We start from the raw sequence: 23469 nt of genomic DNA, 5'->3' as shown, positions 1-23469 counted from the left end.
TAGCACGTGCAGCATGAAGCTGGTAGCGAATGCGCCATGTCGGGGGAAATCGAAGCAGCCGGGGAACTGGCGACAGGGGCATTGCTCGGCCGCGCGGTCGAGCCGGGGGCGGGCGAAGGTCATGGCGGGGGTCATGGCCTGTGCCTCAATTGCGGGACCGCGCTGATCGGCCCGCATTGCCATAATTGCGGCCAGTCGGGGCATGTCCACCGCTCGCTCCACGCGATCGGGCACGACATCCTGCACGGCGTCTTCCACTTCGAAGGCAAGTTGTGGAACACGCTGCCGATGCTGGCCTGGCGCCCGGGCGAGCTGACCAAGCGCTACATCGCCGGCGAGCGCGCCCGTTTCGTCTCGCCAATGGCGATCTTCCTCTTCTCGGTCTTCGCGATGTTCGCGGTCTTCTCCTGGGTCGGCATCGCGGCGCCGAGCCAGCTCAGCAGCGGCAATCTCAAGCCGGTGGCGGCGATCGACTTCGCGCGGAAGGACGCGCAGGACGATCTGAACAAGGCGCAGAAGAAGCTCGCCAAGGCGACCGACGAGGACGACAAGGCCAAGTATCGCGAGGACATCGCCGATGCGCAGCAGCAGATCGCCGGGCTCGACAAGGCGGGCAAGGCGCTGGAGGGCGGCCCGATCGACGTGTCGACGACGGAGGCGCACACCGGCTGGCATGCGCTCGATCACGGCATCGAGAAGTGGCAGAAGAACCCGGCGCTGATGATGTACAAGCTCCAGTCGGCGAGCTACAAATTCTCCTGGCTGCTGATCCCGCTGTCGCTGCCCTTCCTGTGGGCGCTGTTCTTCTGGAAGCGCCAGTACAAGCTCTACGACCACACGATCTTCATCACCTATTCGATCGCGTTCATGTCGCTGTTCTACATCGTGATCGCGGTTGCCGCCGCGATCGGGCTGGGCGGCGGTCCGCTGGGGATGGTGGCGGTGCTGGTGCCCTTCGTCCACATCACCCGCCAGCTGAAGCAGGCCTATGACATCGGCTGGTTCTCCGCCTTCATGCGCGCCTGGGTGCTGACCTTCTTCATCGTCTGGATCCTGGTGCTCTTCCTGCTGATCCTGGTCGCGCTGGGGATGTTCGGCTGACCGTATGATCCTCCCCCGGAGCGCAGCTCCCGGGGAGGATTTGGTCACTAGAACCCCAGTCGCTCCGCGATTCCCTTCACCTTCTCCGCCCGTCCGGGCGCGAATTTCTCCACCATCGCGCGGTAGCGCGCGACGGTCTCCGCTTCCGCCCGGTCCGGCGATCCGCTGTCGAAGGGCGGGGCGGGGTCATATTCCAGGCTGAGCTGGACGAACTTCGCATGGTCCTCGCCGCGGATCGCCGCGGTCAGCGCCAGCGCGAAGTCGATGCCGGCGGTCACCCCGCCGCCGGTCGCGCGGTTGCGGTCGAACACCACCCGCTCGGCCACCGGCTCGGCGCCGAACCAGGCGAGCTGCTCGCGCGACCCCCAATGGCAGCCGGCGCGATAGCCCTTCAGCAGTCCCGCCGCGCCGAGCAGCAGCGATCCGGTGCACACGCTGGTCACCCAGGTCGCCCCCGCCGCCACCTGGCGCAGCCAGGCGAGCGTCTCGGCATCCTCCATCGCCGCCACCGTACCGAACCCGCCGGGCACGCAGAGGATGTCGGTCCTGGGCACCTCGGCAAAGGTCGCGGTCGGCAGCAGGTCGAACAGCGCATCGGTGCGCACCGGATCGCGGGTCTTCGCAACCAGGTCGAGCGTGACGTTCCCCAAGCGGGACAGCACCTGGGCCGGCCCGGTCAGGTCGAGCTGGGTCACGTCGGGGAACAGCAGGAAAGCGATATGCAACGGTTCGGGCATCAGGATCCTCCAGGTCGGAAGGGTGCCCAGGCGAACGGCGTCCACGCCCGCGCTTCCCGATGGTGCTCCATCTCGTATCGCCAGTCACGCGGACGGCTAGGAACCTACGCCTTCGATGCGCGTCTGTCATCCATCGCAACATCGCTTGCTTCACAACCGTGCATCCAATATTAGTTCGTTCGAACGAACAAGATTCGGTGCAATGACCAGCCAGACCCTGATCGACACGGCGATCGAACAGTTCGGCCGCCACGGCTTCGAAGGCGCCAGCACGCGGGAGATCGCGCGCGCCTCGGGCACGGCGATGTCGTCGATCACCTATCATTTCGGCGGCAAGCAGGGGCTCTATCTCGCCGCCGCCGATCACATCGCCGCCAGCGTGAAGACGATTCAGGGCCCGGCACTCGAAGCCGCCCGCCGGGTCGCCGAGAACGGCACGCGCGACCAGGCGATCGAGGCGCTGCTCGCGGTGCTCGACGGCTTCGCGCTGATGATGATCAGCCCGCAGACCGAGGCCTGGGCGCTGTTCATCACCCGCGAGCAGCAGAACCCCACCGAAGCGTTCGACCGGCTCTATACCGGGGTGATGCAGGGCGTGGTCGAGGTATTCGTCGCCGCGCTCGCCCGTATCCGCACCGACCTGCCGGGCGACGAGGTGCGCGCGATGGGCATCCTGCTGTTCGGCCAGTGCCTGGTGCTGCGCGTCTGCCGCGCGGCCGTCACCCGCATCCTCTCGGTCGAGACGATCGACGCGCCCACTGCCACGCTCCTGCGCGCCCGCCTGCGCGCCAACGCCCTCTGCATCCTGTCGGAGAATCCCGCATGAACCGCCGCCGCATCGCGATCCTCGTCGTCATCGCCGTGCTCGCGATAGCCGCGATCGCCACCAGCGGTTTCGGCCTGTTCAAGGCGCGGGACGATGGCGCGCTCGCGCTCAACGGCAATGTCGATATCCGCGAGGTCGATCTCGGCTTCCGGGTGAGCGGCCGCATCGCCGGCATCGCGGTGGAGGAGGGGGCCAAAGTCAAGCAGGGCCAGCTGCTCGCCACGCTCGACGCCGCGACGCTCGACAGCCGCATCGCCCAGGCGGATGCGCGCGTGTCGCAGGCCGAGGCGCAGCTCGCCAAGCTCCGCAACGGCAACCGCGTGCAGGACATCGCCCAGGCCCGTGCCCGGGTCGCCGCCGCCGCCGCGGTCGCCCAGGATGCTGAGCGCGACTATGCCCGCCGCCAGCCCTTGGTCGAGCCGGGCGCGATCAGCCGCGATATCTGGGAGCAGACCGTGGCCAGCCGCGACAAGGCGCGTGCCGACCTGCAACAGGCGCAGCAGGCGCTGTCGCTGCTGAACGCCGGCAGCCGCAAGGAGGATATCGACGCCGCCGCCGCCGATGTCCGCTCCGCCATCGCCGCGCGCCAGGGCGCCGCCACCGATCTCGGCGACGCCCGCCTGCTCGCCTCGACCGACGGCACCATCGTCACCCGCGCCCGTGAACCCGGTGCGATCGTCCAGCCCGGCGAGACGGTGCTGACCCTGGCGATACTGCGACCGCTGCGCGTGCGCGCCTATGTCGCGGAGAGCGACCTTTCGCGGATCGGCCCGGGGATGGACGTGGTGGTCACCGCCGATGGCAACCCTAGGCGCTACAAGGGCACGATCGGCTATATCTCGCCCCGCGCCGAGTTCACGCCCAAGACGGTCGAGACCGAGAACCTCCGCACCGACCTCGTCTACCAGCTGCGCATCATCGTGACCGATCCGGACGATGCGCTCCGCCAGGGCCAGCCGGTCAGCGTCTCGGTCCCCGGCGCCCGCCCGAAGCACAAGGGCTGAGCGGGGTGCGGGGCCACTCCAAAATCCTCCCCCGGAGGGGGAGGGGGACCAGCCGCAGGCTGGTGGAGGGGTATTCTCCACGAGCGATGAAGCCCGAGGCGCGCTACCCCTCCACCACCGGCTACGCTGGCGGTCCCCCTCCCCCTGCGGGGGAGGATTGGGGATGGGCATGACCCAGCCCCTCGCCCAGACCACCGACCTCGTGAAATGCTTCGACGCCAACCGCGCGCTCGACGGCGTCTCGATGGCGATCGAGCCCGGCCGCATCACCGGCCTGGTCGGGCCGGACGGGGCGGGCAAGACCACCCTTATCCGCATCCTCGCCGGACTGATGGCGCCAACTTCCGGGACCGTTGAAGTTCTGGGCGGCAAGCCCGGGGAAAAGCTCGACGATCTCGGCTACATGCCCCAGCGCTTCGGGCTCTACGAGGATCTCTCGGTCATCGAGAACCTCCGTCTGTACGCGGAAGTGCGCGGCCTGCCCCGGGCCGAACAGCAGGCCAGCTTCGACAGGCTCCTCGACTTCACCGATCTCGCCCGCTTCCAGGATCGGCTGGCGGGCAAGCTCTCGGGCGGCATGAAGCAGAAGCTCGGCCTGGCCTGCGCGCTGGTGAAGACGCCGCGGGTGCTGCTGCTCGACGAACCCGGCGTCGGCGTCGACCCGATCAGCCGCCGCGAACTTTGGAGCATGGTCGGCGACCTGACCGAACAGGGCATCGGCGTGCTCTGGTCGACCGCCTATCTCGACGAGGCGGAGAAGTGCGACACCGTCTATCTGCTCAACGAAGGGCAGCTGCTGTTCGACGGCCCCCCGGCCGAGCTGACCGGCCGCGTTCGCGACCGGGTGATCCGCGTAACCGGCTTCCAGGAGCGGCGGCGCCAATTCCTCACCCATGCGCTCGATCGCGGCGACGTGATCGACGGCACGATCCAGGGCCGCTCGGTCCGCCTGCTCGTCGCCGACGGCAAGCCGGTCCCGGATGCCGCAGCGCTTGCAGCCGGTCCGGACACCGAAGTTGGCACGGCCGATCCGCGCTTCGAGGACGGCTTCATCGAGCGGCTGGGCGGCGGTCCGAAGGGCACCTCCGCGCTGGCGGAACGCTACCGCACCATCCCCGAGACCGAGGAATGCGCGATCGAGGCCAGGGGGCTTACCAAGGTGTTCGGGGAGTTCACTGCGGCCAGGGACATGAACTTCCGCATCCCGAGGGGACAGATATTCGGACTCCTCGGCCCCAATGGCGCCGGCAAGTCGACCACCTTCAAGATGCTCTGCGGGCTACTTTCGCCCACTTCGGGGACTGGTGCGGTCGCCGGCAAGTCGCTCCGCAAGTCCGCTGCCGCCGCGCGGGCGTCGCTGGGGTACATGGCCCAGAAATTCTCCCTCTATGGCGACCTCTCGGTCCGCCAGAATCTGGATTTCTTCGCAGGGGCTTACGACCTGCCGCGCGACAAGGCGAAGCGCGCGATCGAGGCGATGATCGAGATCTTCGAGCTGGGCGACAAGGTCGACGTCAACGCCGGCACGCTCCCGCTCGGCTTCAAGCAGCGCCTCGCCCTAGCCTGCGCGGTGATGCACGAGCCCCCGGTGCTGTTCCTCGACGAGCCCACCTCGGGCGTCGATCCGGTGACGCGGCGGGAATTCTGGATGCACATCAACGGCCTGGTCGAGAAGGGCGTGACCGTCCTGGTCACCACCCATTTCATGGACGAAGCCGAATATTGCGACCGCGCGACCCTGATCTACCGCGCCGAGCAGATCGCCACCGGCACCCCCGACGAGCTCAAGGCCGAGGCCGCCCGGCTCACCAGCACCGAGGACCCGACGATGGAGGATGCCTTCATCGCCCTGATCGAGGAATTCGACCGCAAGCGTGAAGCGCGGGAGGCCGCATGAGCTTCCGCTTCGATCTCAGGCGGTTGGCCGCCCTGGTTCGCAAGGAAGCCGCGCAGATCCTGCGCGATCCCTCCACCTTCCTCATCGCCTTCGTGCTGCCGATGATCCTGCTTTTCCTGTTCGGCTATGCGGTGTCGCTCGACAGCACGCGTACCCGGGTCGGCCTCGTCCTCGAGGACAGCAGCGCGCCCGCCCTGCGGCTGGCGCAAGCCTATAGAAGCTCGCGTTATTTCGAAGTCACCGAGGCCCGCACCGTGGCCGAGGTGCGCGACAAGCTGGTCGATGGCGAGCTGCGGGCGCTGATCGTCATTCCCCAGGATTTCGGCGCGGGGATCAAGCGCGGGAAGATGCCGCCGATCCAGATCGTTACCGACGGCTCGCAGCCCAATACCGCCAATTTCGCAGCGGCTTACGGGGAGGGCGTCCGCGCCGGCTGGGCCGCCGCCGAGGGGCTGGAGCGCAATCCCGGCGCGCGCGAGCCGCCCGTCACCATCTCGGCGCGCTACTGGTACAATCCCGAGCTCAAGAGCCGCTTCTTCCTCGTCCCCGGCTCGATCGCCAACGTCATGACGATGGTCGGCACGCTGCTGACCGCGCTCGTCGTCGCGCGCGAATGGGAGCGCGGCACGATGGAGGCGATGATGGCCACGCCGATCTCGATGGCCGAGTTCATCGCTTCCAAGGTCATCCCCTATTTCTTCCTCGCCCAGGCCTCGATGACGCTCTGCGCGGTGATCGGCGTGTGGATATTCGGGGTGCCGTTCCGCGGCTCGATCTTCGCGCTCTACGCCATCTCCTCGGCGTTCCTGATGCCCGCGCTCGGCCTCGGCCTGTTCATCTCGGCGGCGACCAAGAACCAGTTCGTGGCGAGCCAGGTCGCCCTGCTCTCGGCCTTCCTGCCCACCTTCCTGCTCTCGGGCTTCATCTTCGAGATCGGATCGATGCCCTGGCCGATCCAGGCGCTGACCTATATCGTCCCGGCGCGCTACCTGATCCCCAGCCTCGAGACGGTGTTCCTGGCCGGCGACCAATGGGGCCTGCTGCTCCCGAACATCGGCATCATGCTGGTCTTCGGCATGGTCTTCTTCGCGCTCTCCTTCCGCGTCACCCGCCGGAGCCTCGACTGATGCGGCGGCTGCTTGCCATGATCGTCAAGGAGATGTGGGCGGTGCTGCGCGATCCGCAGGCGCGGCTGGTGCTGTTCGTGCCGCCGCTGATGCAGCTGTTCATCTTCACCTATGCCACCACGCTCGACGTGAAGAATGTCGATATCGGCATCCTCGATCGCAGCTCGGGTGCGCATTCGGTCGAGCTGGTCCAGCGCCTTGCCGGCAGCCCCAATTTCCGCCGGATCGAGCGGCTGCAGACGCCGAAGCAGCTCAAGTCCGCGATCGACAACCAGAAGGTGATCGCCGCTTTGGTGGTCGACGAGGATTTCGACCGGCAGCTCGCCCGCGGCGAGAGCGCGACGATCGGGCTGGTGCTCGACGGCCGCCGCTCCAACGCCGCGCAGATCGTGGCGGGATACGTCACCAACATCGCCGGCGGCATGGGCGCGGAGCTGGCGCCGGCACAAGTGCGCGGGGCCGCGGGCGGCAGCGTGGTGACCAACTGGTACAACCCGTCGCTCGACTATATCTGGTTCACCTTGCCCTCGCTGGTCGCGATCATCACCTCGGTCGCTGGCCTCGCCATCACCTCGCAATCGGTGGCGCGCGAGCGCGAGCTGGGCACGTTCGACCAGCTGATGGTCTCGCCCTTGCGGGTCCACGAGATCCTGATCGGCAAGATGGTCCCGCCCTTCATCATCGGGATGATCAACGGCAGCGTCTATCTGGTGGTGGCGCCGCTCGTCTTCGGGGTTCCCTTCACCGGATCGCTGCTGCTCTTCTGGCTGTCGCTCGGCATGTATCTGCTCGCGCTGATCGGGCTCGGCATGCTGGTCTCCGCCGCCTCGCAGACCCAGCAGCAGGCGTTCCTCGGCGTGTTCCTGGTCACCACCCCGCTGATCCTGCTCTCCGGCTATGCCAGCCCGATCGACAACATGCCGGACTGGCTGCAGACGATCACCTATCTCGATCCCGCCCGCTATTTCCTCGTCATCGTCCAGGGGCTGTTCCTCAAGGCGATGCCGGCGAGCGCGGTGTTCCACCAGCTCTGGCCGCTCGCGCTGATCGCCTGCGTGACGCTTTCCGCCTCGGCCTGGCTCTTCCGTGCGCGCATGGAGTAACCCGATGTACCGCTCGCTTCCGTTGTTCCTGTTGCCCGTGCTGCTGGCTTCCGCCTGCACGGTGGGGCCGGACTATCATCCGCCCGAGACGAAAGCCGCGCCCGAATGGGTCGAGGCCGGGACGCCCGGCGACGTCGATCTCAAATGGTGGGACCGGTTCGAGGATCCGCAGCTCTCCGCCCTCGTCCAGCGCGCGGTGGCGTCGAGCCCCGACCTGCGCGAGGCCCGGGCCCGGCTGGCCGAGGCCCGGGCCAATCGCGAGGCGATCGCCGGCGGCCGCCTGCCCAGCGTCACCGCCAAGGGTTCGGCGACGGAGAATGTGCTGAGCAACAATGGCCAGCTGCCGCTCGGCAGCATCCCCTTTCCCGGCTTCTCGCGTGATTTCCCGCTGTTCGACCTTGGCTTCGATGCCAGCTGGGAGGTCGATCTCTGGGGCCGCCGCACCCGCCAGATGCAGGGCGCTACCGCGCGCGAGGAAAGCGCCGAATATGCCCGGCGCGACGTGATGCTCACGCTGATCGCCGAAGTGGTGCGCAGTTACATGGACCTGCGCGCCGCCCAGGCGGACGCTGCCACCGCCGAGGCGCAGGCCGGCTCCGATACCGAGCTGGCCCGGCTCACCCGGCTGCGCTTCGATCATGGCGAGGCCTCGCGGCTAGAGCTCGACCGCGCCGATGCCGCGGCCAAGGCGAGTGCCTCGGCAGTGCCGGGTGCCCGAGCCCAGGCGAGTGCCGCTTCCTATCGGATCGCCACCCTGGTCGGCGTGGCGCCCGAGCAGGTCGTGCCCGAGCTGCAGGCGGCGGCGCCCCTGCCGGCCAGCCCCGATGCGATTCTGGTCGGCCTGCGCTCCGACCTGCTCGAGCGCCGCCCCGATGTCCGCCGCGCCGAGCGCGAGCTGGCCGCGGCCAGCGCCGATATCGGCGTCGCCACCGCCGATCTCTTCCCGCGTTTCAGTCTGCTCGGCAGCATCGGCCAGCAGGCGCGCAAGCCCGGCGACCTGGTTTCGGGCGATTCCTTCCGTCTCCAGATCGGGCCGAGCTTCTCCTGGCCGATCTTCCAGGGCGGCACGATCCGCGCCCAGATCCGCGCCGCCGATGCCCGGGCCGATGCCGCGGCCGCGCGCTACGAAAAGGCGGTGGTCGGCGCGCTGTCGGACAGCGAGGTGGCGATCAACCGCTTCCTCAACGCCCGCGCCGCCGCCGAGGACGCGGCCGCATCGCTCCAGCGCGAGCAGAGCGCCTTCACGCTCGCCCGGCAGCGCGCGGATCGCGGCGAGGACGACCGGCTTACGCTCGAACGCGCCCGCCAGTCGCTGCTTGCCGCCACCCGCCGCGACCAGCAGGCCCGCGCGGCCAAGGCCCAGGCGGCGACCGCGCTCTACAAGGCGCTGGGGGGCGGCTGGAGCTGAGTTTCGCGCAGGAATCTTGCAATGTAGGATTTCGCCTGCTCCAAACTGGCGGATGCAGGCCCGCTTCCCTTATCCTGTCTATCGCATGCACTCTGTGCGCCTGCACGGGAGGGGAAAACGGGGCCCCCGTAGCATCAACTTCGTAAACTTCCGCGCATCGCGAGAGGCCCGAATCGGCTTGCTAGGCGACGGGCACGCGGATCTCGAAGCTGGTGCTCCGCTCCGACGGTACCAGCGCGATCGTCCCGCCATGCGAGGCGAGCAGCGAGCGCGCGATCGGCAGGCCGAGCCCGGTGCCGCCGGCGGCGCGGCGGCTGGTGAAGAAGGGCTCGAAGATGCGCGCGCGGTCCGCCTCCGGAATGCCGGGGCCGTTATCGGCGATGCGGAGCCGGACCGTGCCATCTTCCTCGATGGCAGCCATGGTCACCCCTGTCGCCCCCGCCTGGCGGCTGTTCTCGACCAGGCTCTCGACGATCGCCTCCAGCATCGCCGCCGGCATCGCGGCGCGGGGCAGGGTGTCGGGCAGGTCGAGCGTGATCGCCAGCCCGCGATCGGTCCAGGCATCGGCGAGCCGGCGCACGGCCAGCTCGACATCGGTCGAAGCACCCGCATCCGCCTCGGCCATGTCGGCGCGAGCGAGCTCCAGCAGCCGGGTGACGAGCTGGGCGAGCCGGTCGGCATCGGCGCCGGCATTGGCGAGGAAGCGGCGGCGGTCTGCCTCGCTCATCCCGGCATGATGGTCCTCGAGGAGCTCGATCGCGCCGCGGATGCCGGCGAGCGGGGTCTTGAACTCGTGGCTCACTGCATGGGCGAAGTCGCGCAGGTAGCGCGATCGCCGGTCGATCGCGTCGGCCATGGTGGCGAAGTCGGCATAGAGTGCCTGGATCTCGATCGCGGCGGTGGGCGGCACTTCGGGCACCGCGCCCCCGCCGCCACGCGCCACGTCGCGGGTCGCCTGGCTCAGCATCTCGATCGGCCGGGCGATGCCGCGCGAGAGCAGGCCGCTCAGCACCACCAAAGTGGCGAAGATCGCGCCGATGCCGAACAGGATCTTGCCGCGATCCTCATAAAGCCCGCGGAACAGCGCGCGGGGCGAGCGCGACAGCAGCAGCACCGCCACCACTCTGTGGTTCACCACCACCGGCCGGGCGTGGTGGATGCGCAGGCCCGAGGCGCGGCTCAGCCATTCGAAGGCATATTCCGGGCGATAGTCGCCGCGCTGCCGCAGCACCGTATCGGGATGACCGCGGACTGCCCTGGCCAGTTCGGGCAGACCTGCCAGGCTCCTGCCCTGGTTCTTGCCGATCAGGATGCGACCATCGGGCGCGAGCAAAAGGATCGAGGCCAGCGTGGCGTCCGATGTCGCGTTCACCACAGGGGCGAGGCGGGCCGCGGCTGCCTGGACATCGGGCGCCGGGCCGCCGGGCAGGGCGGCGGGCTCGGGTCGCTCGGGCAGCGGCCTGGTGCCGAGGTCGATGGTCGAGAGCGGCCCGCCGGCAATACCGCTCGATACGCGCGGGGTGAGCTCCGGCCCGGTCGAGCCCGGCCATTCGGCGCTGGCGAGCGCGGCGAGCGCGGTCCCCTGCGCGATTAGCTCGGCCTCGGTTTGGCGGACCAGGGTGTTCTCATAGACGCGCAGGAACAGCGCGCCGACGCCGGGCAGGGCGGCCACGAACACGAAGGTGACGAGCAGGATCGTCCGCAGCCGCAGCCTTGGCCAGTAGCGGCGGACCGGCGCCTTGATCGCCTCGATCAGCCCTCCGAACATGCGCCGATACGGTAGCCGATGCCGGCCCGCGTCTCGATCAGGTCCTGCGCGCCCGCCTGGCCGAACTTGGCGCGCAGGTTGCGGACATGGCTGTCGATCGTCCGGTCGGTGAGCGCGAAGCCCGGGCCGCGCAGCCGGTCGATCAGCGCGTCGCGGCTGAACACCTTGGAGGGCATGGTGGCCAGGGTGCGCAGGATGCCGAATTCGGTGACGGTGAGCGGCACGGCGATGCCCGCCCAGCTCGCCTCCCAGCTCTCGGGATCGAGGCTGAGGCGGCCGTGGCGGATCGCTGTGCCGGCGCGATCGACATCGGGGGCATGGGCGGCGGTCCGGCGCAGCACCGCCATCACCCGCGCCACCACTTCGCGGGGGGAGAAGGGCTTGGTGACATAGTCGTCGGCACCCAGCTCGATGCCGATGATCCGGTCGATCTCGTCGTCGCGCGACGAGAGGAACAGGATCGGCAGCCCGCCCTCGGCGCGCAGCCGCCGACAGACCTCGAGCCCGTCCATCCGCGGCATGTTGATGTCGAGCACGATCAGGTCGGGCGCCTGGGTCTCGGCGATCTGCAGCGCCTCCTCGCCGTCCGCTGCCTCGATCGTCTCGAGCCCGGCCTTGGCGAGGGCGAAGACGAGCAGCTGGCGGATGTGCGGATCGTCATCGGCGACGAGGATGGTGCGGGGCATGGGGCATTGGATCATCGCGAGGGTGTTCCGGTCAACGGCGGAGTGGTGGTGGCGACGGCATTGGCGACCGGATCGCTCTCGGAGGTGACGCTGGGCGCGGGCTCGGGAGCAGGGTCGTCGCGGATCCAGCCATCGCATTCGCGGTGCGTTCCCGGCCAGGTCGCGGCAGGGGCCGGCGGATTGGCGCCGAGCAGCCGCCGCGCGGTGTCGAGCCGGCGCTGGTTGCGCCAGGTCCAGCTGCGCCAGTCGGCCTGGCGGCGGACCAATGTCTCCAGCACCTCGGCGCGCACATAGCGGACGCGGTCGCGGAACCTGGGCGGCAGCGGCCGGCGCTCGAGTTCGATCAGCGAGAGGAGCGAGGAGGGGCCGGTCCAGGAAAGGTAGCACAGGTCGAGCTCGACGCCGCGCCCGCCCACCTCGCGGGCATGGCGGACGTTCCAGGCGGCGGCGCTTGCGTCGAGGTCGACGACGCTCGCCGCGCCCAGCGCCAGCGCGGCCATCAGCGCATTGGCGTTGATCAGCCAGGCGGCACTGCGTCCCGCCAGCATCCGCCAGCAGATCAGCACCAGCCCGATCGCCACCAGTCCCATCCAGGCGAGCGCCGCGATGCGGAAGCCGGTGAGCGAATAGGCCTCGACATAGTCGAGCGTGCGCAGGATCGAGGAGGCGACGAGCAGCAGGTTCTGGGCGACCCACAGCACCACCAGCCGGCGGATCGCCGGATTGGCGGCGCTGGCCGATCCGGGCTTGAGCGCGACGAGCACGAACAATCCGGCGAGCAAAGCGGTGGCGATCAGCGGATAGGCGCCGCGATGGGCATAATCGGCCAGGGTGACGCCTTCGGGCAGCGCCGCGCCGCTCCACAGGAAGGCAAGGTCGAGCCCGTTCTGCAGCGCGAACACCGCGTTGAACAGGATCAGCGAGAGCAGCAGGGTCGCCTGGGGAAGGCCCGGCAGCTCGATATCGGCGCTGGGCATCCTGGCGACGATCCGCGTGGCCCAGCGCGTGGGGCGCAGGCTCGGCCACACCACCAGCAGCACCAGGGCCCAGAAGATCACGCTGAACGACGAGGGCAGGCTGACCTGGGTGAGTCCCCGGGCGATCAGCGGATTGGCGCTGGCGAACAGCGCGAGGAACAGGCCGGTCATTGCCAGCGGCAGGACGAGCAGTGCGGCAAGCCCCGAACTGCTCGGCCGTCCCCGCCGCGGCCGGGCGCGGAACAGGCGGATGCCGTCGAGAAGCGGGGCGAGCGGGCCGGTCATCGCATGGGCGAGCAGCCTCAGGCCCCAGCGCCAGGCATCGTCGAACCTGCCGATCCGCGGCATCAGCGCCGCGATCGACAGCGCGCTCCAGAACAGCACCCAGCCGAGCAGGCTCGGGGCATGTGCCAGCACCCCGGTGAATCCGGCTGCGACGGCCAGCGCCACCAGGCTTGGCCGCCGGCGGAGCGCCGGGCGGCTGAGCAGCAATGCCAGGATCCAGCCGAGCGCCAGCGCGCCGATCCACGAGCCGATCGCCGTGCCCAGGAACAGCTGGTCGGCGGCGGCGATCAGCGCGATCGCGGTAGGTAGCTTGACGAGAAAACTGTAGCGGTTGCGGGCCATGCGGGTCTCCCAGGTTCGGGAGCTTCTATGGCGGCCGGCCGTCCAGCGCCGGCGGCGCGGCGCGAGGAGAAGCCGTGCAGAATCGGTGCAGGCGCTAGGCGACCAGCGCCGGAAGCTCCGATCGCTGGCGCCCGCCGATCCAGGTCGCGCTGGCCTGCCCGGCATCGTCGAGCAGCACCAGGTCGGCGGCGAGGCCCGTGGCGATACGGCCATGCGACTCGGCCAGGCCCATCAGTGCCGCCGGGTTGGCGCTCGCCATCTGCACCGCGGTCGCCAGGTCGAGGCCGAGCATCGACACTGCGTTGCGCACCGCCGTCGCCATGTCGAGGTGCGAGCCGGCCAGCGTGCCGTCGTCGCTGCGGCAGACGCCGTCCCGCACGGTGATGCGGCGGCCCTGGAGCAGGAAGCTGCTCGCATTCGAGCCGACCGAGGGCATCGCATCGGTGACGAGCATGAAGCCGCTGGCCGGCTTGCAGCGCAGCGCCAGGCGCAAGGTGTCGGGGCTGACGTGATGGCCGTCGACGATCAGCCCGCAGACCAGTTCGTCGCTGTCCAGGCTGGCGCCAACCATGCCCGGCTCGCGCGAGCCGAGCGGCGACATCGCGTTGAACAGGTGCGTCACCCCGCGCATGCCGGCCGCGACCGCCGCCTTGGCCTGGGCGTGGCTCGCATTGCTGTGTCCGGCAGCGACGACGATTCCGGCCGTGACCAGCGCTTCGATCTGGGCGGTCGAGACGCGTTCGGGCGCCAGCGTGACCAGCGTGCGGCCGCGTTTCAGGCCCGCCAGCACCGCCATGCCCTCGGCATCGAGCGGGCGGATCTTCTCGCCCGAATGGATGCCCTTGCGCTCGATGTTGAGGAACGGACCCTCGATATGGATGCCGAGCACGCCGGGCACCCCCGCCTCGATCGCGGTATCCACCGCCGTCACCGCGCGGCGGATCACGTCCAGATCGTCGCTGATCAGCGTCGGCAGGAAGCCGGTGGTGCCGAAGCGGCGGTGCGCGGCGCCAATCGCGGCGATCCCCTCGACCGTCGGCGAATCGTTGAACAGAACTCCGCCGCCGCCATTCACCTGGGTATCGATGAAGCCGGGGACGAGCGTGCCGAACAGGCGCTGCCGGTCGACATGCGCGGGCAGCGCATCGGCCGGCACCACGCCGGCAATCCGGGCGTCCTCGATCAATATCGCGACATTCTCACGCAGCGCCCCGTGGATCAGCGCGCGATCGGGAATCAGCCCCCGCATCGGATCGTTTCTGCCCCTCCTTGCCCCGTTGGTCCGGCCGTTACCGGATGCGGCATTAGTACCAATAACATACCATATGTCAGCAGAAAATTGCACAGGTCTGTAACCTGAGTGTAAAAATGTGTCTTGACGCCTATCCCACTCTAAGGAATGGTACAGGTATTGGTATGCGACTGGTCTGCCGGCGACGTACCACAACAAATTATAAGCAAGTTCAGAATCCATTCTGACCAAGGGGATGAGACATGGGGATCCGGGGATTTCTTATCGGCACGGCCAGCGCTATGGCGCTGCTCACCGGTGCCGCGCATGCACAGACCAGCGACACCACTGCCCAACCTGCCGATGAAGGCGAGATCGTCGTCACCGGCTTCCGCGCCTCGCTCGCGCAGTCGATCGACGCCAAGCGCAAGGCCGATGCGATCATCGACTCGGTTTCGTCCGAGGATGTCGGCAAGTTCCCCAACACCAACGTCGCCGAAGCGCTGACGCTGGTTCCGGGCGTCACCGTCGACCGCCAGTTCGGCCAGGGCGAGAAGGTCTCGATCCTCGGCACCGATCCGGCGCTGAACCGCACGCTGCTCAACGGCCAGACCGTGGCCTCGGCCGACTGGTTCATCCTCGATTCGCCGGGCCGCACCTTCAACTATGCGCTGCTCGCGCCGCAGCTGGTCAACCGCGTCGACGTCTACAAGTCGCCCGAGCCGCGGATCGACGAAGGCTCGGTGGGTGGCACCGTCAACGTGCTCACCCGCAAGCCGCTCGAGCTCAAGCCGTTCGTGGTCGCCGGCTCGCTCGGCTATCTCTACAATGACCGCTCGGAAAAGGGCGACGTCCAGGGTTCGGCGCTGGTCAGCTGGCACAATGCGAGCAAGACCTTCGGCGTCCTCGCCTCGTTCCAGCGCACCAAGGACCGGCTGCGCCGCGACGGCCTGGAGGCCTATGGCACGATCAACGCGAACTTCTGGAACGGCGCCAACGATGCGCTGACCAGCTCGCTCCCGCAGAGCATGATCCCGGTCAATCCGGATCCGACCAAGCAGGTCACCGGCACCGGCCAGTGCACCGGCACCTGCGCCACCACCCTGCTCGCCAATCCGAACGCCAAGTTCCCGAACGCGTTCGGCACTTCCTATTTCGAGCAGGGCCGCGAGCGCCTGACCTATTCGGCCACCGCCCAGTGGAAGCCGGTCGACCAGCTGACGATCACCGCCGACTGGCTGCGCATCGACGCGACCTACGACAATCTCAACCAGTCGATGTACGCCTTCCCGGGCAACACCTGGAACAGCGCGGGCCGCCTGACCGGGCTCAACGTGCAGGACGGCATCGTCAAGTCGGCGACGTTCAACAACGCGCTCTCGGTGCTCGATGCGCAGTACCGCGTCGCCGAGATGCACTCGCAGACCTTCCACGGCCAGATCGGCTGGGACGACGTGCACTGGGACCTGAACGTCGAAGGCGGCGTGTCCGATGCGGACGGCGGCACCAAGAAGCAGGTGTTCCTCGAGTTCCTCAACTGGGCGAACTACACCGTCGACATCAGCGGCGCGCCCGACAAGCCCGGCACGATCAGCTACACCAGCAACGTGCTCGGCAACCCGGCCGCCTTCGCGACCGATCCGGGCTGGAGCGGCAACCTGGTCAACAAGCCGACCACCGACAAGGAGCGCTATGGCCAGGTCGATTTCGGCCTGAAGTTCGACGGCGTGCTCAAGCGCATCCAGCTCGGCTACAAGTACCGCAAGCACGAGACCGCCCAGGAATATGAGGGCATCGCACTGACCGGCCTGGCCGTGCCGGCCAGCAATTTCGACACCCGCACCGTCAAGGACAATTACCTGTCCGGCTTCGACGGCATCAACGACCAGATGGCGGGCCGCTTCATCATCAACGGCGATTCGATGGTGAACTATGTCCAGGGCCGTCCGAACCTGCCCACCCCGTCCAAGTTCGCGGCTTCGGAATTCACCGCCGGCAACTGGGACATCAACGAGCAGATCCACGCCTTCTACGCCCAGGCGAACTTCGACGCCGGCGGCTTCCGCGGCAATTTCGGCGTGCGCTACGTCCACACCAGCACCGACAGCGCGGGCTATGTCTGCAAGCCGGGCGCGACCTGCAACGCCCAGGCCGACTGGGTGTGGCAGACGACCAAGTCGAGCTACGACAATGTCCTGCCGAGCGTGAACATCATCGCCGATGTGAAGAAGGACCTGATCTTCCGCTTCGCCGCGGCGCAGGTGATCGCCCGCCCGAACTATGCCGACATGACCAACTATTTCTGGCTGTCGGACCAGATCGGCACCGGCGGCGGCGGCAATCCGGACCTGAAGCCCTACAAGTCGAACAACTTCAACGCGTCGCTCGAATGGTATCTGGCGCCGCGGGCGATCCTGTCGGGCGAAGTGTTCTACAAGGACATCAGCAACTACATCCTGCAGCAGACCGCGCCGGAGCAGCACTTCAATTCGTCGCGCAATGCGGTGACGACCTATCAGATCGCCCGGCCGTTCAATGCCGGCTCGGCCGAGGTGAAGGGCTTCGCCATCGCCTATCAGCAGAGCCTGCCCTTCGGCCTCGGCATCCTCGCCAACTATACCTACTCGGATGGCAAGGCGAGCACCGGCGGCGACCTGCCCTACAACTCGCGCCACCAGGCCAGCCTGAGCCCGTTCTTCGAGACCGGCCCGATCGCCCTGCGCGCGACCTATACCTGGCGCTCGAAATACTTCACCGGCATCGACCGCGGCGACCAGATGTACGTCCGCGACGCCGCCAATATCGACGTGTCGGCGACGTACAACATCACCAAGGAAATCGGGCTGACCGTCTCGGGCATGAACCTGACCGACAGCCAATACTATGCTTATGCCAATACGCAGGCGCTGCCGCGCGGCGTGTACAAGAACGGCCGCAAGCTGCTCGCGACCGTCAATGTGAACTTCTGATCTCCAACCTGGTGTAGTGCACTGGGGCGGCGGCGGGGCGAGCGATCGCACCACCGCCGCCCCTCTTCTTTCTGAGGGGCGGCTCGGCCGGCCAAGGTCTGGTCGGCGTTGCGTTGGTTACTCCCCGACGAAGGCAGGGAGCAGAATGTCGCCTAGGAGGTAGTCCCGCCGGGCTGAGAGCCTGCCTCCGGCGCGGCAGGCGCCTCTTCCTCCGGCTCGCTCCAGGAACCCCGCTGCACCGGGATCACCGAAACCGGCTCGGGCAGGGCGGCCTGCTCCTCGATCGGCGCCGGTTCGGGCTCGTAGATCGGCTCGGGCTGATAGTCGGCGGGCTCGGCCGGCAGGGCGATGGGGCTCGCGCGCGGCGGTACCAGGTTCTCGGGATAGGCCGGCGGCGGCGCGGCGCGGCTGACCGGATAATAGCCGGCGCTGTCCGCGGTTGCCGCCATATCGTAGGTCGCTGGCGGCCGCTGCTTGTAGAAGTCGAACGCGCCGGTGCGGGTGTAATTGGCCAGCCCCATGCCGGCCAGCCCGCCGCCGAGCAACGCTACGCCGGCACAGACCAGCATTCCCTTGTGCAAAGCAGTCGCCATATGCGCCTCCGAAGCGCTGAACCCTTGGCGGGGGCCTGCTGTTCCAAGGCACCGTCGAGTCGAACTTGCTCCCGCTTTCCCACAGGCGTAGCGCTGCCGCATGACCGACTCCTCCAAGCCGCTCGACTATGTCGAGGCCCATCTCGACGACAGCCTCGACCGCCTCTTCGCGCTGATGCGCGTGCCTTCGGTCTCGACCGATCCCGCCTATGCCGAACAATGCCAGCATGCCGCGCAACTGCTCTCCGACGAGCTGAACGCGCTCGGTTTCGATGCCCGCGTTGCGCCGACGCCCGGCCACCCGATGGTCGTCGCGCATCACGACGGTGACGGTCCGCACATCCTGTTCTATGGCCATTACGACGTGCAGCCGGTCGATCCGCTCGAGCTTTGGAAGCGCGATCCGTTCGATCCGGTGATCGAGACGCGCGGCGACGGCGCGAAGCAGATCGTCGGCCGCGGCGCCTCGGACGACAAGGGCCAGCTGCGCACCTTCGTCGAGGCGTGCCGCGCCTGGAAGGAGACCGAGGGCCGGCTCCCCTGCAAGGTCACCATCCTGTTCGAGGGCGAGGAAGAATCCGGCTCGAAGAGCCTCGAGCCCTTCCTCCATGCCAATGCCGAGGAGCTGAAGGCCGACTTCGCGCTGATCTGCGACACGCTGATGTGGGACACCGAGACGCCGGGCCTCACCATCGGCCTGCGCGGCATGGCTGCCGGCCAGGTGACGATCCGTGCGGCGTCGCGCGATCTCCACTCCGGCCTCTATGGCGGCGCTGCGCGCAACCCGATCCAGCTGCTCTGCTCGATCCTCGGCGAGATGAAGGACGCCGATGGCCGGGTGACGCTCGACGGCTTCTATGACGGCGTGCCGGAGCTCGACCCCGCAGTGCGCGCGAGCTGGGACGCGCTGGGCTTCGATCCGGCGGAGTTCCTCGGCGAGATCGGCCTCAGTGTGCCCGCCGGCGAGAAGGGCCATGACGTGCTCGAGCAGATCTGGTCGCGCCCGACCGCCGAGGTCAACGGCATCTGGGGCGGCTATACCGGCGAAGGCTTCAAGACGGTGATCCCGGCGGAAGCGCATGCGAAGGTGAGCTTCCGTCTGGCCGGCACGCAGAATCCGGAGAAGGTCTGGGCGTCGTTCGAGGACCATGTCCGTTCGCGCCTGCCCGCCGATTGCTCGGTCGAATTCACCGGCCGCGGCCCGGGCAGCCCGGCGGTCACCGTCTCCAGCGACAGCCCGCCGCTCGAGGCCACCCGCGCCGCGCTCGATGCCGAATGGGGCAAGGCGGCGCTGATCGGTTGCGGCGGCGGCATACCCGTCGTCACGTCGATCTCGAAGATCCTCGGCATGGACACGGTGCTGGTCGGCTTCGCGCTGACCGACGACAATATCCATTCGCCGAACGAGAAATACGATCTGAAGAGCTTCCACAAGGGCATCCGCTCCTGGGTCCGTATCCTCGAGAAGATCGGCGAGATGGCGAAGGTCCCCGCCTGATCGCACTGGCCCGAATCGGCCATCTCGGCTAGGTTCGGGCCATGCGGACAGGGGCTCATATCATCGCAGCTTTGATCGGTTGCGCGGCGTTGGCGGGGTGCAACCAGGGGCCCGTGAAGCCGGTGCAGAAGGCCCAGGCGAGCGAGGTCCGGCCCGTTGCCGCCGTGCCCAGGCCCGCCGGCCCGGCCGCACCGCTTCAGGCCTGGCTGGTCGGCAGCTGGTCGTTCGAGAACAGCTGCGCCAGCGATTTCATCGCGCACTATGCCGCGGACGGCGCGCTCGACAATAGCGGCGAGACCGGCAGCTGGGCGCTGGCCGGCGACACCGTCACCGAGACGATCCGCGAGCGCTATGACAGTGCCGCCGATGGCACCGACAAGGTCAACCCGCCCGAGACGCGCAGCTACACGATCGCCCAGATCGACAAGGATCACGGCACGATCACCTATCAGGGCCGCAAGGTGCCGATGCTGCGCTGTTGACGGCGCGGGCGCGGCGGCCGATAGCGGGGGCATGGTTCCCCTTTCGTTCGCTGGCCATGAACTGATGGCGCTGCCCGAAGGCGCGCTCTACTGGCCGGCGCGCGAGGCACTCCTCGTCGCGGACCTGCATTTCGAGAAGGGCAGCTGGTTCGCCCAGCGCGGCCAGATGCTGCCGCCCTATGATTCGATCGCGACGCTGCAGGCGGTGGCGGCGCTCGCCGAGCGCACCCGGGCGCGCGAGCTCTGGTGCCTGGGCGACAGCTTCCACGATTCCGAAGGGTGCGAGCGGTTGCCCGGCGATGCCCGGGCGCTGCTCACCGATCTCACCGCCCGGCTCGACTGGCGCTGGATCACCGGCAATCACGACAGCCTGCTGGTCGATCCTTGTGGCGGTACGATCCTGGAAGAGGCCGAGGTCGATGGGCTGGTGCTGCGCCACGAGGCCGAACCCGGCGATCCGCGTCCTGAGCTTTCGGGTCATTTCCATCCCAAGCTCCGCCTGCGCGTCCGCGGGCGTCAGGTTGCGCGGCGCTGCTTCGTCGCGTCGGCGACCAAGCTGATCCTGCCGGCGTTCGGCGCGCTCACCGGCGGGCTCGACGCGCATCACCCGGAGATCGTCCGCGCGGTGGGGCGCAAGGCCCAGGCACTGGTCGCGCTCGAGGATCGGCTGCTCCGCTTCCCGCTCGCCGCCTGACCGGCCCTGTCTAGTTCGCTTCCCGGCCCTTCTCGAAATCGGCGCATTCCACCGGGCCCTGGCCGATCACCGCGCATTTGGCGTCGCCGAGCACGCGCACCACGCCGCTCGAGGTCGTGCTGATCCGGGCATTGTAGCGCACGGTCATCGCCAGTTCGCCGCTGCTGCCGGAGACGAGCTGCGCGTCGGCGGTGGTGAAGGCCGCGGCGTCGAGGCTGCTCGATCCATAGAGCCGCACCCGCGCGCGCATCGCGGTGCCGGCGATCGCGATCGTGCCCGATCCGGCCAGGGTAAGGCTGATGTCCTGCGCATCGACCCTGGTGATGTCGATGCGCCCGGTGCCGTTCTGCGCCACGTCGAGCTTGTCGCCGCGCATCTCGGCCAGCTTGAGCTGGGTGCCGCCATTGGTCTGCACCACGCGTAGTGCCGGCACGGTGACGCGGATGCGTGCGCCGCTCGCCATCTTACCGGCGGCGGACTCCCAGCTCTGCGTGCCGGAGTTGAGGATGAGCGTGCTCGCATCGACGCGCACGTTCACGGCGTCGATCGCCGCGCGGTCGCCGCTGATCGTCACGCCGGGCGATCCCGGCGCGACTTCCACGGCGAACGGTCCGTCGATGCGCAGCCGGTCGAAGCCGGTGACCATCACCACCCGCTCGTCGCCAGGCGCGGCGGCTCCGAGGAGCAGGAGGAGCGGGGCAAGGGCGAGCCGGTGCATGGCTCACCCTCGCGCGGCTTCACGGCTTAGGCAAGCTCAGGAGCAGTGCGCCTCGCCCGGGCCGGTCGCGCTGATCGAGCATTTCGCACCGCCGGTCAGCTCGACATCGCCGGGGCCGGCGATCGAGATCGAGGCGCCGCCGGTCACCTTGCCCTTCAGGCTGCCCGGGCCGAGGATGGAGATGCTCGCGCTGCCGGCGGTGAAGCCGGTGGCATCGATGTCGCCGGTGCCCTTGATCGAGGCGTTGAGCCGGTTGGCGGTGCCCGCGACGGTGATGTTGCCCGTGCCGGTGATCGACAGGTCGGCATCGGTGGCGGCGAGCGCGCCGACGCTCAGGTCGCCGGTGCCGGTGACCGCGCCGCGGAAATCGCCCTCGGCCTTGTCGATCTTCATGTCGCCGGTGCCGGTCAGGCTCGCGCCGGTCAGCTTGGGCAGGGTGACGTGCACCTTCACGCCGTGATCGCCATCGCTGCTCCACGAGAAGCCGCGGCGGTCCTTGCGGGTGACGCGCAGCGTGCCGTCGACTACCTGGACCACCAGTTCGTCGAGCACCGCGCTGTCGCCTTCGGCGCTGACCGCGAACTGGGCGCCGCTGGTCACGTCGATATCGTCGGGTCCGCGCAGCTCGACCTTGGTGAAGCCGGTCGCGTCATAGCTGCGCTTGGCGGTGACGCCGCTCGGCTTGACGTCGTGACCGTCCTTGCCGCCATCCTTTTCCCAGCTGGCGTGACAGGCGCCGGTGGCGAGGAGCGGCACCAGGGCGAGGGCGATCAGGCTGCGCATCGAATATCTCCCGAATATGTGTGTTGCTTGTGCAATACACTATCGATCAGACAAGGAAAAGGGGCGGTTTTCAAGGCCGCCCCTCTCCTGAGGTCTTCGATGCCAACCTGGATCAGGCCGGAACCTTGTCCTTGTTGTGGATCGCCGCAGCCTTGCGCAGGATGTCGAGGATCTTCTCGAGCGCGGCCGGCTCGTCGGTCTCTTCCATCGCCGCGAGCTCGCGGGCGAGGCGGCTGGCGGCCGCTTCGAAGATCTGACGCTCCGAATAGCTCTGCTCGGGCTGGTCGTCGGCGCGGAACAGGTCGCGGACCACTTCGGCGATCGACACCAGGTCGCCCGAGTTGATCTTCGCTTCATATTCCTGGGCGCGGCGCGACCACATGGTGCGCTTCACCTTGGGCTTGCCCTTCAGGGTCTCCAGCGCTTCCCTGAGCGTCTTGTCGCTCGAAAGCTTGCGCATACCGACGCTTTCCGCCTTGTTGGTCGGAACGCGCAGGGTCATCTTCTCTTTTTCGAAGCGCAGAACGTAAAGCTCGAGCTGCATTCCAGCGATTTCAGATTTCTGGAGCTCGATAACACGGCCAACGCCGTGCTTGGGGTAAACGACATAATCGCCGACATCGAAGGACAGCGCCTTTGCAGCCATGTGCGAGGAACCTTTCGTGATAACCGGCCCCGACGGGCTCGGCGTCCACCCCGGCAATGCAGGGCAGGCAGATCGGGGCGACTTCTCTTTGCTTCTCCGGGCGGAGGTGAGTCTTCCTCCGTCGCGCCCCATTTAACACGCTTGCAATAAAATTACCAGCCAAACGTCACCGTTTGACCGCGCAAAAATGCGGTTTCTCGCAGGTTTATGTGGATTTCGCGTTGGTAACCGCCAAATCGGGTAAGCCTAGCTGCCCGAACCGGGCTCCGTCGAAAAGAACTGCTCGAACTTGCCCTGCACGTCCTTCATGGCATCCGCATCGGCGGGTACGTCGCCCTTCTGCGTGATGTTCGGCCAGGACTCGGAATAGGTGCGGTTGAGCTCCAGCCACTTCTCCAGGCCGTTCTCGGTATCCGGCAGGATCGCCTCGGCCGGGCATTCGGGCTCGCAGACGCCGCAGTCGATGCACTCGTTCGGATTGATGACGAGCATGTTCTCGCCCTCGTAGAAGCAGTCGACCGGACAGACTTCGACACAATCCATGTACTTGCACCGGATGCAATTGTCGGTGACGACATAGGTCATGGAAACGGC

At 68.0% G+C, this 23469-nt stretch carries 21 protein-coding genes and 1 riboswitch; of the genes, 11 read left to right on the top strand and 10 right to left on the bottom strand.

Annotated elements, in window-relative coordinates:
* The first annotated feature begins 36 nt into the window (after positions 1 to 36).
* Positions 37 to 1101, top strand: a complete 1065-nt coding sequence (locus tag GGR46_RS15600) for a DUF3667 domain-containing protein (protein WP_183998965.1) — start codon at positions 37 to 39, stop codon at positions 1099 to 1101.
* A gap of 47 nt (positions 1102 to 1148) precedes the next feature.
* Here GGR46_RS15600 and GGR46_RS15595 read toward each other — a convergent pair whose 3' ends face one another.
* Positions 1149 to 1838: a DJ-1/PfpI family protein gene (locus GGR46_RS15595; RefSeq protein ID WP_183998964.1), complete on the bottom strand. Its 690-nt coding sequence runs from the start codon at positions 1836 to 1838 to the stop codon at positions 1149 to 1151.
* A 17-nt stretch (positions 1839 to 1855) separates the two neighbouring features.
* A riboswitch (ZMP/ZTP riboswitch) is annotated at positions 1856 to 1936 on the bottom strand.
* A 104-nt stretch (positions 1937 to 2040) separates the two neighbouring features.
* Here GGR46_RS15595 and GGR46_RS15590 point away from each other — a divergent pair.
* The 6 genes from GGR46_RS15590 to GGR46_RS15565 all read left to right on the top strand — a co-directional run bounded on the left by GGR46_RS15590 (position 2041) and on the right by GGR46_RS15565 (position 9203).
* A complete protein-coding gene (locus tag GGR46_RS15590; protein WP_183998963.1) occupies positions 2041 to 2664 on the top strand; it encodes a CerR family C-terminal domain-containing protein in 624 nt (207 codons plus the stop codon).
* Positions 2661 to 3668 carry an HlyD family secretion protein gene (locus GGR46_RS15585; RefSeq protein WP_183998962.1) on the top strand — a complete coding sequence of 336 codons (1008 nt, stop codon included), beginning with the start codon at positions 2661 to 2663 and terminating at the stop codon, positions 3666 to 3668. Before GGR46_RS15590 ends, GGR46_RS15585 begins: the two co-directional genes overlap by 4 nt.
* A gap of 169 nt (positions 3669 to 3837) precedes the next feature.
* On the top strand, positions 3838 to 5565 hold the full coding sequence (locus tag GGR46_RS15580; RefSeq protein WP_221262824.1) for an ATP-binding cassette domain-containing protein: 1728 nt from the start codon (positions 3838 to 3840) through the stop codon (positions 5563 to 5565).
* Positions 5562 to 6692, top strand: coding sequence for an ABC transporter permease (locus tag GGR46_RS15575; protein ID WP_183998960.1), 1131 nt, complete (start codon positions 5562 to 5564; stop codon positions 6690 to 6692). Before GGR46_RS15580 ends, GGR46_RS15575 begins: the two co-directional genes overlap by 4 nt.
* The gene (locus GGR46_RS15570) at positions 6692 to 7795 is read left to right on the top strand and encodes an ABC transporter permease (protein ID WP_183998959.1); all 1104 of its coding nucleotides are present in this window, start codon (positions 6692 to 6694) and stop codon (positions 7793 to 7795) included. Before GGR46_RS15575 ends, GGR46_RS15570 begins: the two co-directional genes overlap by 1 nt.
* A 4-nt stretch (positions 7796 to 7799) precedes the next feature.
* The gene (locus GGR46_RS15565) at positions 7800 to 9203 is read left to right on the top strand and encodes an efflux transporter outer membrane subunit (RefSeq protein ID WP_183998958.1); all 1404 of its coding nucleotides are present in this window, start codon (positions 7800 to 7802) and stop codon (positions 9201 to 9203) included.
* A 181-nt stretch (positions 9204 to 9384) separates the two neighbouring features.
* On the opposite strand, the gene GGR46_RS15560 is transcribed toward GGR46_RS15565, so the two are convergent.
* The 4 genes from GGR46_RS15560 to nagA form a co-directional block, all read right to left on the bottom strand.
* A complete protein-coding gene (locus tag GGR46_RS15560; RefSeq protein WP_246426183.1) occupies positions 9385 to 10971 on the bottom strand; it encodes a sensor histidine kinase in 1587 nt (528 codons plus the stop codon).
* Positions 10956 to 11657: a response regulator transcription factor gene (locus GGR46_RS15555; protein ID WP_183998957.1), complete on the bottom strand. Its 702-nt coding sequence runs from the start codon at positions 11655 to 11657 to the stop codon at positions 10956 to 10958. The genes GGR46_RS15560 and GGR46_RS15555 overlap by 16 nt, the downstream gene beginning before the upstream one ends.
* A gap of 11 nt (positions 11658 to 11668) precedes the next feature.
* The gene (locus GGR46_RS15550) at positions 11669 to 13261 is read right to left on the bottom strand and encodes a DUF4153 domain-containing protein (protein WP_183998956.1); all 1593 of its coding nucleotides are present in this window, start codon (positions 13259 to 13261) and stop codon (positions 11669 to 11671) included.
* Between the two features lie 94 nt (positions 13262 to 13355).
* A complete protein-coding gene (nagA, locus tag GGR46_RS15545) occupies positions 13356 to 14510 on the bottom strand; it encodes an N-acetylglucosamine-6-phosphate deacetylase (RefSeq protein ID WP_183998955.1) in 1155 nt (384 codons plus the stop codon).
* A 245-nt stretch (positions 14511 to 14755) separates the two neighbouring features.
* Between nagA and GGR46_RS15540 the strand changes: the two genes are divergently transcribed.
* The gene (locus tag GGR46_RS15540; protein WP_183998954.1) at positions 14756 to 17461 is read left to right on the top strand and encodes a TonB-dependent receptor; all 2706 of its coding nucleotides are present in this window, start codon (positions 14756 to 14758) and stop codon (positions 17459 to 17461) included.
* A 152-nt stretch (positions 17462 to 17613) separates the two neighbouring features.
* Here the strand turns inward: GGR46_RS15540 and GGR46_RS15535 are convergent, their stop codons facing one another.
* On the bottom strand, positions 17614 to 18054 hold the full coding sequence (locus GGR46_RS15535; RefSeq protein WP_183998953.1) for a hypothetical protein: 441 nt from the start codon (positions 18052 to 18054) through the stop codon (positions 17614 to 17616).
* A 100-nt stretch (positions 18055 to 18154) separates the two neighbouring features.
* On the opposite strand from GGR46_RS15535, the gene GGR46_RS15530 reads away from it, so the two are divergent.
* The 3 genes from GGR46_RS15530 (at position 18155) to pdeM (ending at position 20728) form a co-directional block, all read left to right on the top strand.
* Positions 18155 to 19552: a M20/M25/M40 family metallo-hydrolase gene (locus GGR46_RS15530; protein WP_183998952.1), complete on the top strand. Its 1398-nt coding sequence runs from the start codon at positions 18155 to 18157 to the stop codon at positions 19550 to 19552.
* 113 nt (positions 19553 to 19665) lie between these two features.
* Positions 19666 to 20034 (top strand): hypothetical protein, encoded by a 369-nt coding sequence (locus tag GGR46_RS15525; RefSeq protein ID WP_183998951.1) that lies wholly within the window; start codon positions 19666 to 19668, stop codon positions 20032 to 20034.
* A 31-nt stretch (positions 20035 to 20065) separates the two neighbouring features.
* The gene (pdeM, locus tag GGR46_RS15520; RefSeq protein ID WP_183998950.1) at positions 20066 to 20728 is read left to right on the top strand and encodes a ligase-associated DNA damage response endonuclease PdeM; all 663 of its coding nucleotides are present in this window, start codon (positions 20066 to 20068) and stop codon (positions 20726 to 20728) included.
* A 10-nt stretch (positions 20729 to 20738) separates the two neighbouring features.
* Here pdeM and GGR46_RS15515 read toward each other — a convergent pair whose 3' ends face one another.
* From GGR46_RS15515 to fdxA, 4 genes are all read right to left on the bottom strand, one after another.
* Positions 20739 to 21446, bottom strand: coding sequence for a GIN domain-containing protein (locus GGR46_RS15515; protein ID WP_183998949.1), 708 nt, complete (start codon positions 21444 to 21446; stop codon positions 20739 to 20741).
* A 36-nt stretch (positions 21447 to 21482) separates the two neighbouring features.
* Positions 21483 to 22229, bottom strand: a complete 747-nt coding sequence (locus GGR46_RS15510) for a head GIN domain-containing protein (protein ID WP_183998948.1) — start codon at positions 22227 to 22229, stop codon at positions 21483 to 21485.
* A 112-nt stretch (positions 22230 to 22341) separates the two neighbouring features.
* The gene (locus tag GGR46_RS15505) at positions 22342 to 22875 is read right to left on the bottom strand and encodes a CarD family transcriptional regulator (RefSeq protein ID WP_183998947.1); all 534 of its coding nucleotides are present in this window, start codon (positions 22873 to 22875) and stop codon (positions 22342 to 22344) included.
* 246 nt (positions 22876 to 23121) lie between these two features.
* Positions 23122 to 23460 (bottom strand): ferredoxin FdxA, encoded by a 339-nt coding sequence (gene fdxA, locus GGR46_RS15500; protein WP_183998946.1) that lies wholly within the window; start codon positions 23458 to 23460, stop codon positions 23122 to 23124.
* Positions 23461 to 23469: the final 9 nt, after the last annotated feature.

Origin of the sequence: Sphingomonas kyeonggiensis (assembly GCF_014196745.1) — a bacterium.
GTDB classification, from domain to species: domain Bacteria; phylum Pseudomonadota; class Alphaproteobacteria; order Sphingomonadales; family Sphingomonadaceae; genus Sphingomonas; species Sphingomonas kyeonggiensis.
This window is presented reverse-complemented; position numbering and strand designations above follow the sequence as displayed.